This window comes from Cohnella cholangitidis (genome assembly GCF_014107495.1).
Lineage (GTDB): Bacteria > Bacillota > Bacilli > Paenibacillales > Paenibacillaceae > Cohnella > Cohnella cholangitidis.
Window position 1 is genome coordinate 2032856 of record NZ_CP041969.1, and the last position, 16504, is coordinate 2049359.

Below are 16504 nucleotides of genomic sequence, written 5' to 3' on the forward strand. Positions count from 1 at the left end.
CCAATCCCGCATAGGTTTTCCAAAAGGGGGTACCGTTTATTCCTATTCCTGGCGAAAAACCTTAAGAGTAACGAAAGCATGGTTAACGAATCGTACCCAGAAATAACCGGCTAACGGCGCCACCGCCAGGGCCAGCCAGCCCGCCCCTCCGTAACTGAAGCCTATCTTCGCGCCTACGATAAATGCCCATACGGTCATTGCCGGCAATGCGCCCCATACTCTCGCCTTGTTCGCGGCTTGTTCAAGCATTTCAATACGCCATTTGAACAAAGCAATGTAAGGCTCGGTCAACCAGTTCATCCACTGCCTGTGCACCATGAGCATGAGAAGCATCGGCAAGGCGAGCCAGACGATTGCCGCCAATAACGCCGGCGAAGCAAGCGTTGCGGCTATCCCGGCGCCGGTAAAACTGAGAACGGGTTGGAAGAGATCCGATCTGCGCAGAACGGATTTAAACCAACTGTCGAGCAGCCTGTGAGCATCGTCACGGTGCTTAAGAAGAGGCTGCGAACGTTTGAACAGCATCGGTCTGCGCAGCATCGGGGCAGGCTTCTTGTCCATTGCCTCTTTAAGAATAAACCTCACGTTACCGGCATAGAGGGAGTTCTCTATCGCGATCTCGTGCAGGAATGTACCGTGCATATTTAGACGCATGATCATCAGCCAAGCCGAGATTCCCGTCAGGGCCGCGATTGCCAGCCCCATAGCGGCTAGATTATCTTCTCCTATGACGGCGAAAGAAACAAACAGATAGAGTAACGCGAGATAACCCGCAATCGATACGAGCGCTCTTTTCCAGCCTTTCCACGTTTGCGTTAATCGATCTCTCAGCAGCATCCATACAAAGCCGAATAAGGAACAATAGAGAATTAGAACGAGCAGATAGCTCCCGGAGAGCCGGAAAATTTGCAGCAAAAGAGGCGAGGCGACGGCAATGAACAGAGATGAGATCAGGAGCCTGGTGACGATTCCGTATAGGAAGCCTCCCATGACTTTGCCGCGAATCCACCTTGCCCGGCGATGAAGGAATAATCCGTCCCCGGGTTCCGCGAACGTTCTATATTTGCCGATCAATTGTAATAGTCCAAGAAGAATGAAGATCCCTACGAGAATGTTATGGTCCAAGCCTACCGGAGGATCGCGCAACAGATCCCTGTACATGCCGCCGAAGATGAAAAAGCCGGGAAGCAAAACGTACAGCCAAGTCGCCCAGTCCATCACCGTTCGCCAGATTTTCCAGACGGCCGTCCAATTGGCGGACACCCGCTCGATGAACATGAGGAGCGGCTCGTATCGGTCGGGACGAAATGCATCCTTGTTCGGCTCGCGTATCATGCCCGCACCTCGTCATCGATGTATGTCAACTTATGAAAACAATCGAACAATCTCGCCTCCGGACCGCACCCCGCGGCGGCTCTAATCTCGTCCAAGGTTCCGGAAGCGGCTGCTCCCCCGCCGTGGACTAGCACGAACCTGTCGCATAATCGCTCCGCCGAATCGAGTACATGCGTCGTCAACAATACCGCCGCTCCGCGGCTCCTCTCCTCCTCCAAGGCGTCGAGCAATTCCATTACGGCGCCGGGATCGAGCCCGATGAACGGTTCATCCACTAAATAAAGCTCGGGCTGCAGCAAGAAACCGATAATGAGCATCGTCTTTTGCTGCATTCCCTTTGAAAATCTAAACGGATATTCGTGTTTAAAGGCATGCAGCCTGAATCTGCGCAACAGCTTGTCCGCGCGTTCGCGGAACAATTCCTCGGGAATGCTTCCCGCAGCCGCGACGAGAACAAGATGCTCCCACAACGTCATCCGTTCGTATAATATGGGTTGTTCCGGAATGTAGGCGATTCGCGAGGACAAGTCCCCGGCTTCAGCGTTTTCTCCTTCTATTCCATGCCACGCGAGCTTTCCTTTCCAATGGGGAAGCTGGCCGAGCAACCCCTTCATAAGGGTGCTCTTCCCGGCTCCGTTCGGACCTAACAATCCGACTCGTTCACCGGACTGAACGGTCAAGACAACATCGCGCACGATGGGGCGTCCCGGTTCGTATCCGGCTTCTGCTACGTCCGCGCGGAATAGCGGTTCTTTTCCGATTGGCAACTTCTACTCCTCCTCCGTCAAGCTTCTTTAACATACGAAGAGGCCGATTGTGAAGTTTCAATCAGGCGACTTGGATTATTCCGTTAAATCCGGACAAAAGAAAAAAGCCTCCTCCCGGTTACCGGCCGGGAAATGCGGAGGCTTCCGGAAAAGGGAGGCACCCTGATCCTACATACATTCTATCCCATAATGCTAGTTTCGAAAAGCATGCAAGGAATGGTTAATTTCCATTGTTTGGGAGTAGACTTGCTGATAGATGCGGAATAGCTGCTCGTACCGTTTGCTTGTTTCTTCATTCGGGCGATACGTGCGCGCATGCTTCACGAACACTTCCCCGCATGCGTCCAGAGTCGGGAACCAGCCGCTGCCGACCGCTGCCAACATAGCCGCGCCAAGGCCCGGGCCTTGCTCGTTCTCAAGCGCGACGACATTCGCTTGGAAAATGTCGGCCTGCATTTGCAGCCATAGCGGATTTTTGGCGCCGCCGCCGATCGATACGATCGTGTCCACGGTTTTGCCCGCCGCGCGGAAAAGATCGATGGATTCGTTCAGCGAGAACGTAATTCCTTCCATAACCGCTTTGGCGAAATGCGCGCGAGTGTGGCTTCCGTCTACTCCGATGAAGCTGCCGCGAATTTTCGCGTCCGCGTGCGGAGTGCGTTCGCCTACGATGTAGGGCGTAAACAACAAGCCGTTGGATCCGGCAGGAATGTCTCCGATTCCTTCAAGCATGGCATCGAACGATTCGCCTTTGGCGAAAGTATTGCGGAACCAGCTCAAGGAATACCCGGCTGCCAGCGTTACTCCCATCGCGTAGAACGCGTTTTCTTTGCCATGATTGAAAAAGTGGACTTTGCCTTGATAATCCGCGGAAGCATCCGCTTCATAGGTAAGGATGACGCCGGACGTTCCGATGCTGCAAAGAGTAAGTCCCGGCGACAAGATGCCCGCTCCGATCGCTCCGCATGCGTTGTCCGCCCCTCCGGCGAACACTTTCGTTGCGGTCGTTAGCCCGGTCGACCGGGAAGCCTCGGCGGAGATCGTTCCCACGTATGCGCCTGCTTCCACTAACGAAGGGCAGAACGATTGCGGGATTTCAAAAGCGTTAAGCACGTCCGCGCTCCAGCTCTTGCCCGCCACGTCGAGCATTAACGTTCCCGCGGCATCGGACAGATCCATATGCGTTGCGCCCGTCAGGCGCAGTCGCAAGTAATCTTTAGGCAAGAGGAAACGGCTCGCTCTCGCGTAGACGTCCGGTTCGTTTTGTTTAACCCATAAAATTTTGGGCAGCGTAAAGCCTTCCAGGGCAGGGTTGCGAGTAACGGCTAGAAGCTTATCGGCGAGCGTCCTCTCGATCTCCCGGCATTGTTCCGTCGTACGCGTATCATTCCATAGAATGGCTCTGCGCACGGGCATGTTATTCTCGTCGAGGAGAACGAGGCCGTGCATTTGCCCCGAAAAGCTAATTCCCTCGATATCGGATGGGTTTACGCCCGAGCTGGCAAGCAGCTCCTTAAGCGACCCCGTCGTTCCCGTTACCCAATCTTCCGGATCTTGCTCGCTCCAGCCGGATTTCTCGTGATACAGCGGATATTCTTTGGTCGCTTCCGCTTTTACGCTGCCGTCTTGCCCGATCAGCAACGTCTTCACTGCGCTTGTTCCCAAATCTACGCCAATGACATATTTCATGGGGTTAACCTCTCCTCATATGAAAATCCGCCCCGCCGGTTCCTTCCGGGGGACGGAATGGTCGTGCCGTTTAGGCCACCAATATGCTCTGTTTATCTTATACGCTGAAGATGACGTCGTTCAATGTCGCTTTGATTTGCTCCAAGCGAGCGGATTCGTTGCGGATCGGTTTAGCTTGCAAAGCGTATGCTTCCAGCGATTTCAATGTCGCTTTGCCGGATACGATCTCGGCGCCGATCCCTTCTCTGAAGCTGCGGTAGCGGTTGTCTACGATATCGTCAAGAACGCGATCTTCGATCAGCTTAGCCGCCGCTTTCAAGCCGCGAGCGTAAGTGTCCATACCTGCGATATGGGCGAAGAACAAATCTTCGTCCTCGAAGGAGGAACGGCGTACTTTCGCGTCGAAGTTCACGCCGCCGCGGCCGATCCCGCCTTCGTTCTTCAGAATTTCGAACATAGCGAGCGTCGTGGATACGAGATCCGTCGGGAATTCGTCCGTATCCCATCCGAGCAGCATGTCGCCTTGGTTCGCGTCGATCGAGCCCAGCATGCCGTTGATGCGAGCGGTGCGCAGCTCGTGCTCGAACGTATGGCCGGCAAGCGTCGCATGGTTCGCTTCGATGTTCAGCTTGAAGTGATCTTTCAAGCCGTAGCTTTGCAGGAACGCGATAGCCGTAGCGGAATCGAAATCGTATTGGTGCTTGGAAGGCTCTTTCGGTTTAGGCTCGATCAGGAATTGCGCGTCGAAGCCGATTTCTTTGGCATAATCTACGGCCATGTGCAGGAAACGTCCCAAGTTGTCGAGTTCCAGCTTGAGATCCGTGTTCAGCAACGACTCGTAACCTTCGCGGCCGCCCCAGAAAACATAGTTTTCCGCGCCGAGCTCTTTACCGACTTCAAGGCCTTTTTTCAGGGTTGCCGCAGCGTAAGCGAATACTTCGGCATTGTTGGTCGTGCTTGCGCCATGAACGTAACGAGGGTTCGTGAACAAGTTTACCGTGTTCCACAGCAGCTTCTTGCCGGTAGACTTCTGGTAATCCTTAAGCATAGCTACGATGATGTCCAGGTTTTTGTTCGACTCGGCCAGCGTTGCGCCTTCCGGAGCGATATCCGCATCATGGAAAGCATAGAAAGGAACGTTTAATTTCTCAAGCAATTCGAAGTTCGCTTCTACGCGAGCTTTCGCTCTATCGATCGGGGACAAGGAATCCCAGCTGCGAACAGCCGTGCCCGCGCCGAACGGATCTGCGCCGTTCGCGTTGAACGTATGCCAGTATGCGACCGCGAAACGAAGATGCTCTTCCATCGTTTTGCCGAATACGATCTCTTGCGGATTGTAATGCTTAAAAGCGAAAGGATTTTTCGAATCGCGTCCTTCGTACTGAATCTTAGGAACATTAGTAAACTTGCTCATTAGAATATTGCCTCCCTGTAAGCGATATCAATTTCTTTTCTGACATCAGCATATCATGCCCGAACTTAGTTTGTCTATCCAATAAACTAAGTTTTTAGAAACTTTATGTGGTATGATAGGTAACAAGATACAACGCAACGAAATAGAATTTGCAATAGAAGGAGTCGCTTCTCGGAAATGACGACACCCACAGGCGATCAGGCTTTAATCAAAAGAATCAACACGGCGATCGTGCTAGAGTATATATTGCGCGGCGCACCGCTTTCCCGTGCCCAAATCTCCGAGCAATCCGGACTGAACAAAGCGACCGTCTCCAGTCTCGTGCAAGATTTGATAGACGGATCGTTGGTTCAGGAAATCGGCACGGGGGAATCCAGCGGCGGACGAAAGCCCGTTCTGTTGGAATTCATCGCAACTTCCGGGTATGCCGTGGGCATCGACTTAGGAGTCAATTACATACGCGGAGTGCTAACCGACTTGCGGGGAAATATCGTGGCGGAAAGAACCTCCGCTCTGCGCCAATCGGAGCCGGGAGCTGCCGTAGATCAATTATGCGTCTGCATCGAGAATCTGATGGCGGAAGCGCCTTCGAGTCCTTACGGTATTGTCGGCATCGGAGTCGGCGTGCCCGGTCTGGTGGACGATACCGGGACGATACTGTTCGCTCCCAACTTGAAGTGGCGGGATATTCCGTTGCAGCGCCTGTTATCGGAGCGGTTCTCGTTGCCCATTACGATAGACAACGAAGCCAACATGGGCGCGCTCGGGGAGCAGAAGTACGGTGCAGGCCGCAGCATTAACAACTTAATTTACGTCAGCGTCGGAATCGGGATCGGTACCGGGTTAATTTTGCATAAGTCCCTCTATAAGGGCGCATCGGGATTTTCCGGGGAGATGGGACATCTATCCGTCGAAGCGCACGGCAAGAACTGTACGTGCGGCAATCGCGGATGCTGGGAGATGTACGCTTCCGAGCAAGCGTTGCTGGAGCAAGCGGCCCCGCTCGGCTTCGAGGATTTGGAAGCTTTGCTCGCCGCCGCATCCGCGGGGCGGGAAGACGTGTTGGAGCTATTCTCTGGTATCGGAGAATATCTGGGCGTCGGCATCGCCAACATCGTCAACGTGTTCAACCCCGACGCCGTCGTCATCGGCAACCGCATGAGCCAAGCGCGCCCGTGGCTGGAAGGCCCTCTCCGGCAGACGGTTATCCAACGCGCGCTCGGTTTCCATCTGCGCAAAGTCCAACTCCTATTCGCGGAGCTTGGCGAACGCTCGTCCATGATGGGGGCCGCGGAAATGGCCATCGCCGGCTTCTTCGCCCGGGTCAAAGCGACATAGACGGGAGCTGCGGCTCCCTTATAGTCGCTTTTTGCGACTTTGGCGGCCTTTTTGCTCGCGGTGGCTCCTCCATTGTTGCTTTTCGCGACTTTGGCAGCCTTTCTCGCTCTGCGGTGGCTCCTCCATTGTTGCTTTTTGCGACTTTGGCGGCCTTTTTGCTCGCGGTGGCTCCTCCATTGTTGCTTTTTGCGACTTTGGCAGCCTTCTTTGCTTCGCGGTGGCGTCCTCCATTGTTGCTTTTTGCGACTTTGGCAGCCCATTTTTTCGCATTCACTCTCTCATAGTTGCTTTTTGCGACTTTGACGGCCTCTTTTCTCGCATCCAGTCTCTCATTGTCGCTTTTTCCGACTTTGGCAAACTACTCTCTCATCCTTTATTACGCTAGTATTTTATGTTATAAATTACTATATCGTTATATACGAATCTATTCCTATCACCCGGGGTACTTGAGCCGAGAAAAGAGGTTGGGAAAATGAACGATAAGCTGGCGGAAATGGCGGAGTTGCTGAAGCTGCTAGGAGATAGGACGAGGTTGGCTATGTTAGGCCTCCTTCAGGAACGGGATTTATGCGTTGGAGATATCGTAGATCTACTAGGCACGAGCCAACCGAATGCCAGCCAGCACCTGCGCAAGCTCAAGAGCGCCGGTCTGGTCAGGGAAACCAAACGAGGGCAGTGGGTTTTCTATTCTTTGAATTTGGACGACTTCCCCGACCTGCGAATATTTTTATCCCAACTGCCCGGCCGGAAAGAACGCTTAAGGTCGTTATCCCGCTTGGTTGAACGGAGCTAAACGCTCACGTGCTTCAATCGAGACTATCGCGGCTCATTGAAGGCACTTTTTTTATAGGTGAATATTGTTTGCATGAAGAGAACTCTTTCGTGCCGCTATTTCGCTCGAAGATCGTTTTCGATAACTCTCCGCCATCATATGCTCTCCCCGGCTACCGCGGATTTAATTGGCTTGAATCCACGGTAGCAGATTGAGCTTCATCCTCAGCAACCTGACCGTTGTAGGCTCTATACCACAGCTTCATGCCGGCTGATCCGTCTGCGGCATGACGTACCCCTTCGCTAACCCAACCCTTCTCCCCTCCGTCGTGCCGCTAATCAAGTGAATGCGGATAACCGTACATCCGTGCACGAGATAGATCTGTCCCCGATTTGCATCGTAGACGCGGCTGTTCTCTCCTTCCGTCCATCGATAACAATCCTTCTTATTTTCGGGATAGTCGATCGTTTGCTTCCATTGCCCATCGTTTGAAAATCGATCCAGCCGGTTGTCCTAATCCCATCCAAATACGTCCCAAGCGTCAATTTCCGCTCCAATCTGTTATCATATGAATATATAAATTTCGGAAAATCAAACAAATTCGCACGCCAAAGGCAGGATCACAGCAATGACCTTTCAATTGACCAAACGGGTTATCAAGCTATTATGCGGCCCGTATTCGTACGAACGCGGAGAATCCGAATACCGGTCCGGCAAAGTCGCGATCACGGAATACGATTCCGACTCCTCCCGTTACCGCGCTACGGTCAAAGGCATCGACAGCTTCCAAGTACGCGTCGATATCGACAACAACGGGGATGTCCGCGCGCAATGCGATTGCCCGGTATTCGATATTTCCCCTAAATACTGTAAGCATGTCGCCGCGGTCTTACTCAACATTCACGACATTCAGAACGCGGGCAAATCCCCTGTTCGTTCCTACGCGGAATCTAGGCTGCAGCCGGATGCATATCGCTCCGGAACGAACGGATCGGGCCGTTTAACTCCGCGTTACTCCTCGTCGATGGCGCATGCCGCTTCCCGCGACCGCACCCACTCCGGGGACAACGGCCTCAGCAACGGAGTGCTCGGCCTGTTCAGCAACAAACCGTCCCGTTCAAGCCGAGCGCGGCATTTGTTCGACACGAGGCAGGCGCTGGACGTGGAATTCGTTTTCAGCCCTTTTCCGTACGGTTATCGGAAATATATGTTCGGCGTGGAGCTCAAGGTCGGTTCTGGAAGATTGTACGTCGTACGGAAAATCAGAGAATTGCTGGAACGGATAGACCGAAGCGAAGAGTACGTATTCACCAAGCACTTCTCTTACGATCCCGAGATGCACAGCTTTACGCAAGAGAACCATGCCGTTATCCGGCTGCTAATCGAGATTTATCGCAACGAGAAAATGTACCGGGAAACGTCCAGCATCTACTCTGCGCATGCCAGCCATTTGAGCGGGGACAGAATGTTGCTGATTCCTCCCGCCTCGTGGGATAAACTTGCGCCATTGATCGCTCAAGCCCCTCACGCCAAGCTGGAACAAGAAGGCGTAACTTACGAAGGCATACAGGTTTCGGACGAGCAGTTGCCGCTTCGATTCGAATTCAATCGAGCCGAAGCAGATAGCGAAGACATCAGCTATCGACTGGACGTTACCGGCTTGGATCGGATAACCGTCATGGACGCTTACGGAATCGTCCTTACCGACGGCAAGCTGTTGAAGCTGAAAACGGAGCAATGCACCCGGCTATCGGAACTCAAGCAAATGTTGGAGTCCTCCCGCGAGAGCCGGGTTCGGATATTGCCGGATCAAATGGAGTCGTTCATGGAGCAGGTCATTCCCGGCCTCATGAAGCTGGGAAGCGTCCGAATTGCTCAAGACGTAACCGAACGATTAATACAAGCTCCTCTCAAGGCCAAACTTTACTTGGACCGGGTTAGGGATCGATTGCTGGCAGGGTTGGAGTTCCAGTATGGAGACATTGTTATCAATCCATTAGAGGGAATCGGCCAGAAGCGCGGATCGGACCGAATTCTAATGAGGGACGGCGAACAGGAAGGACGGATTCTCGAGCTGATGGAGTTGAGCCGGTTCGCCAAAACCGAGAGCGGATATTTCATGGACGATGAGGACGGCGAATACGAGTTTCTGCACTTTATCGTCCCGCAACTGGAGAAGCTGCTTCATGTGTATGCTACTTCCGCCGTGAAGGCTAGACTCTTTGTCGGGCATACGCCCCCGAAGATCAGAGTCGACGTGGACGAACGAACGGATTGGCTGGAGTGCAAATTCGAGATAGAGGGCGTTCCCGAGACCGAGATCCGTAATCTTCTGAAATCGCTCGCCGAGAAACGCAAATATTACAAGCTGCCGAACGGAGCGCTCCTGCCGCTAGAGAACGTCGATTATGAAGCGATCAACCGGTTTATGAACGAGATCGGCGTCCCCAAGGATATGACGGGATCGGAATTCCGCCTTCCCCTTGTTCGCGGGCTTCATCTGATGGATGCGGACCAGCAAGGCGGAGCCATCAAGCTGGGCAAATCGTTCCGCATGCTTCTCGACAATATGCGCAACCCGGACAACTTGGATTTCCCTGTGCCGGATAGTCTTGCCCCCGTCTTGCGTGACTATCAGAAATACGGATATCAGTGGTTGAAGACGCTCGCTCATTATCGTTTCGGGGGGATTCTCGCAGATGACATGGGCTTGGGCAAAACGCTTCAAAGCATCGCCTACCTTGTCTCCGTGCTTCCCGATATCAGGGACAGGCAATTGCCGGCGATCATCGTCTGCCCGGCTTCTCTTATGTACAACTGGCGCAACGAGCTGACCAAATTCGCTCCCGAAATCCGCGCCGTTATTGCGGACGGCAGCAAAGTCGACCGCGATCGCGCGCTTAAGCAGCTGTCCGATTCCGACGTCGTCATTACGTCTTATCCGCTTCTGCGAAGGGATGTCGAATCTTATGCGCAGCCTTCGTTCCATACGCTAATTCTGGACGAAGCCCAAGCATTCAAGAACCATGCCACTCAGACCGCGCATGCGGTGAAATCCATCCAAGCGCGATATCGCTTCGCGCTTACCGGAACCCCCGTGGAAAACTCCATCGAGGAGCTGTGGTCGATCTATGATGCCGTCTTTCCCGAGCTGTTCCAGGATCGAAGGCTGTTTAACGAGTTGACGAGAGAAACGGTCGCCAAGCGGATTCGTCCTTTCCTGCTGCGGCGGCTGAAGACCGACGTATTGAAGGAACTGCCGGAGAAGATCGAGTCCTTGCATGCTACCGAACTGCTTCCGGAGCAGAAAAAGCTATATATGGCTTACTTGGCTAAGCTTCAGAAAGAAACGCTGAAGCATCTTGATGAAGAAGGGTTTCAGAAGAGCCGCATCAAAATTTTGGCCGGCTTGACTAGGCTGCGCCAGCTCTGTTGCCATCCTGCCCTGTTCGTAGAGGACTATGAGGGCAGCTCAGCCAAATTCGAGCAGCTATTGGAGATTATTGAAGAATGCCGCACCGCCGGCAAAAGAATGCTTGTTTTCTCTCAGTTCACCGAAATGCTAGGATTGATCGGAAGAGAGCTCGGCTATCAGGGTATCCCGTATTTCTACTTGGATGGCCAGACCCCATCCTTCGATCGCGTTGAGCTATGCAACCGATTCAACGACGGCGAGAGGGATTTGTTCCTCATTTCCTTAAAAGCCGGAGGTACGGGCCTTAACCTGACCGGGGCGGATACGGTCATCCTGTATGATCTCTGGTGGAATCCCGCCGTAGAACAACAAGCCGCCGACCGGGCGCATCGAATGGGACAGAAAAACGTCGTGCAGGTGCTCCGGCTTATCACCCAAGACACGGTCGAACAGAAAATGTACGCCCTTCAGCAAAGAAAGAAAAACTTGATCGAAGAAATCATCCAACCGGGCGAAGAAGCCTTATCCACCTTGACGGAGCAGGAAGTCCGGGAAATTCTTATGCTGCAATAACACACGATAGGATGGGGCAATCCCTTAAGGTCTATTTACTTGACCGAATGGGACTGCCCCTATTTTATTCGAACAGAATAGAGCAATTTTGTACATGGCGATAAATTCCCGCTCGCGGAGTTGAAAGTGTAATCAAACAAAGCTATATTATTACATATCGAAATTATAATATATAAAATGATTTCGTTTCGATAAAGTATATCCAATATTACTTTTATTTAGAAAGGGGCACTTCCTATGCAGAACATCGACGACATCGACCGGCAGATCATTAAAGCTTTGAACGCGAACGGAAGAATATCCTATACGGACTTGGCCAAGGACATCGGACTGTCTCGCGTAGCGATACAAGCAAGAATCAACGCCCTCATGGACGAAGGCGTCATCGAACGGTTTACCGCCGTCATCAATCCCGAGAAAATCGGCATTACCGTGTCCGCCTTCTTCAACGTGGAAGTCGAACCGAAATGCCTGAAAGACGTCGCCGACACCTTAGCGGACGAGCCTGCCGTCACCAGTCTGTATCATATGACCGGACCTAGCAAATTGCATATGCATGGCTTGTTTACGAACAATAAAGAAATGGAAACGTTCTTGAACGATAAGCTGTATCGGCTGCCCGGGGTCGTGAGCGTCGACTGCCAGGTATTGATTACTCGCTATAAGAGCCGAATGGGAATGAGGTTGTAACCGATGTCCGAACAAACGAAAGAACGCCCTTACGCGCAACTTGCCTGGGCAATGGGCAAGACGGGCATTCTCGGATACGGCGGAGGGCCGTCCGTTATCCCGTTGATCCGTTATGAAGCGGTAACCCGCTACCGTTGGATGGACGACGACGAATTCGGGGAAATTCTCGCCATCGCCAACGCCCTTCCCGGACCGATCGCCACTAAGATGGCCGCCTATCTCGGTTATCGCCAGAGAGGAATTCTCGGCGCTGCCGTGGCGGTCCTAACCCACATTCTGCCTTCCGCGATCGCCATGGTCTGCCTGCTTGCCTTCGTGGAGTACTTAAGCCATTCTGCCGTCGTGCAAGGAATGATCGTCGCGGTTATGCCGGTCATCTCCGTCATGCTTGGCGTTATGGCCTACGAATTCGCCAAGAGGGCTTACGCGGGGTTAGGCAAGATCATGCTCGTCGTATTTTGCGGAATCTCGTTCGTCCTGCTTCAGCTCGTGCCCGTGCATCCGGCAATCGTCATCCTCTTGTTCTTAGGATATGGAGCCTTCCATTACCGCATCGTCAACCGAATCAAATCCAATTCCAATAAATCCGAAGGTGAAGCTTCATGATAAATGACCTCATTGACCTTATACTCGGCTTCTTCATCTCCAACGTGCTCGGATACGGCGGCGGACCGGCATCGATTCCTCTGATGTACCAGGAGATCGTAACCCATTACCATTGGACTTCGGATCATCAGTTCTCGAACATTCTCGCGCTTGGCAACACGCTCCCCGGACCCATCGCGACCAAGATCGCCGCTTTCGTCGGATACGACGTAGCAGGCATCCCGGGCGCGTTGCTGGCGTTAGCCGCTACGATCGTGCCATCCGCGATCGCCCTGATCGTACTGCTAAGAATCATGCAGAGATATCGGCAATCTTCGGTCGTCAAAGGAATGACGCTGCTCGTGCAGCCGGTAATCGCCGTCCTCATGCTCGTTCTGACTTGGCAGATGGGCAGAACCTCCATCGAATCCCTCGGCATCTGGCAAGCGATAATCATTGCGGCAATCGCGTTATGGGCGATGGAGAAGCGCAAAATCCATCCGGCGTTCGTCATTCTATGCGCGTTTATCTATGGCGGACTTGTCGTTCCCCATTTATAAAATAAAAGAGGACCAGACGGTTAGTCTGCTCCTCCTTGTTCCTGCGGGCTTAGGTCATCCGAATGGGTCACCCGATTGCGGCCTCTGCTCTTCGAAGTATACAATGCCTGATCCGCTTTAACGATCAACGTCTCATCGCTGTCATCCTCCGATACGGTTGCCGCCCCTACGCTGACCGTGACCGGGTATCCGCCCCAATCCGCTTGCTCGATCTCCCGCCGATACCTCTCGGCTATTAGGATGGCATTGTCCCGATTGGCGTCCGGCAAAATAATGGCGAATTCCTCTCCCCCGTAACGGGCCACGATATCGCTTTCCCTAGCCTGAGCCTGCATCGTTTTCGCTAGTTTCCTAAGAATCTCATCGCCTACGGGATGGCCATATGTATCGTTAATCCGCTTGAAAAAATCGATGTCGAGGAGCAGCAAAGAGAACGGAATTTGTAACCGATTGAACAAAGACAAGCTCCCTGCCAAGCTTTCCTGGAACGCTCTCCGGTTTTTCACGCCGGTTAAGCCGTCCGTCGACGCTTGCGCCTCAAGGCTTTGATTCAGCTTGATAAGTTCCTCCTGCTTCCTCTCGAACTCCTCGTTCAACGCTTTCAACGTCTCGTGCGCTTCATCCTTCGCTTTATTCAGCTCTTCCAGCTTCCTCTTCGAGTTCAGCATATCCCGTTCATATTCGATCCTTTTGCGCATCTCGATCAGGACGCAGTCGATGTAAGACTCCCCGTCGCGCTCCTTGCGGACTCCGTTCAAGAGAACGGGCACTTCCGCGCCGACCTTGTTCTTGAGCGTAAGATAGATTTCGTTGACGTAACCGTTAAGCTGGATGAACGGATAAAAGTACGTATGGAAAAAGATCTTGTTCGCGACGTTCATCACGTTCTCGATATGCTGGCCGAGCAAATCGCCGCGATCATACTGCAGCAGGTTCAGTAACGTTTGGTTAGCGTCGGATATGATTCCGGTATTCGTAAGAGTAATAAATCCGCAAGGAGCGTAATTCAACTGATCGTCCATTGGTCGAGCCCTTCCCTGTTCACTAATCATGAATCCATTAAGTACTGTTTAATGTACTGCGTTGTTTCACCCGGATGGCTTAAGTGCGGATAGTGGCCTTTCGCGCTCATGAGCTTCAACGTGCTTTTCTTGAGATGCGAATGCAAGTATTCCCCTACCTCTATCGGAGCGATGCTATCCTCGGAGCATTGCAAAATCAGGGACGGAACGGTAACCTTATCCAACTCTTCCCGACAATCGCAGTAGAAGGTCACCTCCGCGAATTGGCGCGCGATAACGGGATCCCTCGAACAGAACGTCTGTTCAAGCTCTTCCGCGAGCTCTCGGCGTTCGGGATTGTTCATGACGATCGGCGCCAAATAATTCGCCCAGCCCTTGAAGTTCATTTCCATCATCGTTAACAGTTCCTGAATATCTTTTCTATCGAATCCCCCGTAGTATCCGGGAAGATCATTAACATAACAAGGCGAAGGCCCGAGCATGATCAGTTGCCCGAAATAATCGGAACGGGCGATCGACGCCAACGTTCCGATCATTCCGCTGACCGAATGGCCGACGAATATCGCATCGCGAAGATTCAACGCATCGGCGATTTCGAGCACGTCCTGCGAATAACCGTTCAAATGACCGTATCTTCCCGGGTCGTAATCGTCCAAATCGGATTTGCCGGAACCTACGTAATCAAACAAGATCACCCGGTAATCTTCTTCGAAAGCCGGAGCAACATGCCGCCACATCTCCTGATCGCATCCGAAACCGTGAGCGAATATTATCGGCCGTTCGCCCTTCCCCGAAATCGTAACGTTGTTGCGGGCCATAATGTTGTTTGCCATCACGTTCACCTCTCGTTGGATTAGCCGTAGGCTCGTACACTACTAATCTATAACGCAATCCCCTACGAATCTATATAAAAAAACCTATCGCGCGTGATCCGATTCAGCTTCTAGGCGCCTTCAAACAAAGAGCCGAGAATATCCGGAGCTTTCTCCGGCATTTCTCGGCTGCTGCTATGCCTTCTCCATATGCTTCTTGAGCAAATCCCGGCCTCTCTTCAGACGGGACTTCACCGTGTTCATCTTCATGTGATTCATCTCGACGATCTCTTCCATGGACAGATCGAGCACATAACGCTGATAGACCATTAACCGATAAGCCTTAGGCAGCTTGTTGATCGCCGCGAGCAAATCTTCCGAGGCTTCCTTCAGAATCAGCACGTCTTCCGGTCGAACCGCTTCGGCCGCCTGGTCTTCCCAGCCTTCGTGCTTCATCATGGGATGAGAGAGAGTCAGCTTCGTTTTCCGCTTGCGCAGAATATCGATGCAGATGTTCTTGGTCGTCGTGAAGATCAACGAAGATACCGACCCGGCGGGGTCAAGGCGTTCGAAGTTGACGTACAGCTTAAGGAACGTCTCTTGAACGGCCTCTTCGCTATCCATCTTGCTGCGCAGGATTTTCCATGCGAAGCTGAATATTTTATCTTTGTAATGCTCGAACAATTGCTCGTAAGAGATAACAGGGATTCCCCTGTTCACGGTATGCTGCATATCCATAGGTTTGCACCTCTATTCTGTGAAGCTCAATATCCCTCATTATATCAAAAGAGAGCTTGTCTTTTAAGAATTCACAGAAAATTTCGCAAAAACTACACGATTAGCGGCCCGGGATAAACTTCTTGATCCAGCTTCCGAATCCGGCAGGGTTGCGGGTCTGGACAAGCACGACTCCTTCGCCGCGGAATCTGCATACTAATGCTTCGCCGCTCGTAATGCTGGAGAACCAGCCTTTGGAGGCTTTCTCGATCGTATAATTCATGTAACCCGGCCAAGCGACCAGATGTCCGTTATCGATAATACGCTCTTCTCCCGGCTCAAGGTTAATGGCATGAATAGCGCCGTATGAGGATAAGAACACCGTGCCCGTCCCGCTGATCTCGATAATAAAGAACCCTTCGCCGGACAGAAGGCCGCGGCTTAGATTTTGCATTTTCGTATTTACCTTGATCCCGCTCGTTCCGGCTAAGAATCCGTCTTTCTGTACGAACAAACTGTAAGATCCGTCGAGCTCAACGGATTGAATATCCCCCATGGACGATGGAGCGAGCAATACCTCCCCGCCGCCTCTATTCGCGGATAACTCTTGGAAGAAGAACGTTTCGCCGCTCAGCATTCTTCCGAGTCCTGCCATGATCCCGCCATCGGCGGTCCCTTTGACGTCGATATTGGGCGACATGGATACCATTGCGCCCGATTCCGCTTTTACGCTCTCGCCTGCGTTCAGTTGCAGTTTCAGCAACGCGAATGCCCCTTGATATAGAACGTCGTATTTCATCTTTGTTCCCTCCGCA

14 protein-coding genes are annotated in these 16504 nt (G+C 52.5%); 6 read left to right on the top strand and 8 right to left on the bottom strand.

Annotated features, from left to right (window positions below; all coding sequences use genetic code 11):
* Window positions 1–42: 42 nt before the first annotated feature.
* The 4 genes from FPL14_RS09710 to xylA form a co-directional block, all read right to left on the bottom strand.
* Window positions 43–1335 (bottom strand): ABC transporter permease, encoded by a 1293-nt coding sequence (locus tag FPL14_RS09710; protein WP_182302788.1) that lies wholly within the window; start codon window positions 1333–1335, stop codon window positions 43–45.
* Window positions 1332–2102, bottom strand: coding sequence for an ABC transporter ATP-binding protein (locus FPL14_RS09715; protein ID WP_182302789.1), 771 nt, complete (start codon window positions 2100–2102; stop codon window positions 1332–1334). Before FPL14_RS09715 ends, FPL14_RS09710 begins: the two co-directional genes overlap by 4 nt.
* A gap of 192 nt (window positions 2103–2294) precedes the next feature.
* Complete coding sequence (xylB, locus tag FPL14_RS09720) at window positions 2295–3791, bottom strand: xylulokinase (RefSeq protein WP_182302790.1); 1497 nt, start codon at window positions 3789–3791, stop codon at window positions 2295–2297.
* Window positions 3792–3888: 97 nt separating this feature from the next.
* Window positions 3889–5205: a xylose isomerase gene (gene xylA / locus FPL14_RS09725; protein WP_182302791.1), complete on the bottom strand. Its 1317-nt coding sequence runs from the start codon at window positions 5203–5205 to the stop codon at window positions 3889–3891.
* Window positions 5206–5382: 177 nt separating this feature from the next.
* On the opposite strand from xylA, the gene FPL14_RS09730 reads away from it, so the two are divergent.
* From FPL14_RS09730 to FPL14_RS09755, 6 genes are all read left to right on the top strand, one after another.
* Entirely contained in the window at window positions 5383–6543 is a 1161-nt protein-coding gene (locus FPL14_RS09730; RefSeq protein WP_182302792.1) for an ROK family protein, read from the top strand.
* A 472-nt stretch (window positions 6544–7015) separates the two neighbouring features.
* Entirely contained in the window at window positions 7016–7336 is a 321-nt protein-coding gene (locus FPL14_RS09735; protein WP_182302793.1) for an ArsR/SmtB family transcription factor, read from the top strand.
* A gap of 607 nt (window positions 7337–7943) precedes the next feature.
* Window positions 7944–11303, top strand: a complete 3360-nt coding sequence (locus FPL14_RS09740) for a DEAD/DEAH box helicase (protein WP_182302794.1) — start codon at window positions 7944–7946, stop codon at window positions 11301–11303.
* 237 nt (window positions 11304–11540) lie between these two features.
* On the top strand, window positions 11541–11993 hold the full coding sequence (locus FPL14_RS09745; RefSeq protein ID WP_182302795.1) for a chromate efflux transcriptional regulator ChrS: 453 nt from the start codon (window positions 11541–11543) through the stop codon (window positions 11991–11993).
* Between the two features lie 3 nt (window positions 11994–11996).
* On the top strand, window positions 11997–12599 hold the full coding sequence (locus FPL14_RS09750) for a chromate efflux transporter ChrB (protein WP_182302796.1): 603 nt from the start codon (window positions 11997–11999) through the stop codon (window positions 12597–12599).
* Window positions 12596–13138, top strand: a complete 543-nt coding sequence (locus FPL14_RS09755; protein ID WP_182302797.1) for a chromate efflux transporter ChrA — start codon at window positions 12596–12598, stop codon at window positions 13136–13138. Before FPL14_RS09750 ends, FPL14_RS09755 begins: the two co-directional genes overlap by 4 nt.
* Before the next feature lie 20 nt (window positions 13139–13158).
* Here FPL14_RS09755 and FPL14_RS09760 read toward each other — a convergent pair whose 3' ends face one another.
* The 4 genes from FPL14_RS09760 to FPL14_RS09775 all read right to left on the bottom strand — a co-directional run bounded on the left by FPL14_RS09760 (window position 13159) and on the right by FPL14_RS09775 (window position 16488).
* Window positions 13159–14160, bottom strand: a complete 1002-nt coding sequence (locus tag FPL14_RS09760; RefSeq protein WP_182302798.1) for a sensor domain-containing diguanylate cyclase — start codon at window positions 14158–14160, stop codon at window positions 13159–13161.
* A 26-nt stretch (window positions 14161–14186) separates the two neighbouring features.
* Window positions 14187–14993: an alpha/beta fold hydrolase gene (locus FPL14_RS09765; protein WP_182302799.1), complete on the bottom strand. Its 807-nt coding sequence runs from the start codon at window positions 14991–14993 to the stop codon at window positions 14187–14189.
* A 174-nt stretch (window positions 14994–15167) separates the two neighbouring features.
* Window positions 15168–15710, bottom strand: coding sequence for an RNA polymerase sigma factor (locus FPL14_RS09770; protein ID WP_182302800.1), 543 nt, complete (start codon window positions 15708–15710; stop codon window positions 15168–15170).
* Window positions 15711–15810: 100 nt separating this feature from the next.
* Window positions 15811–16488 carry a TIGR00266 family protein gene (locus tag FPL14_RS09775; protein WP_182302801.1) on the bottom strand — a complete coding sequence of 226 codons (678 nt, stop codon included), beginning with the start codon at window positions 16486–16488 and terminating at the stop codon, window positions 15811–15813.
* Window positions 16489–16504 lie beyond the last annotated feature (16 nt).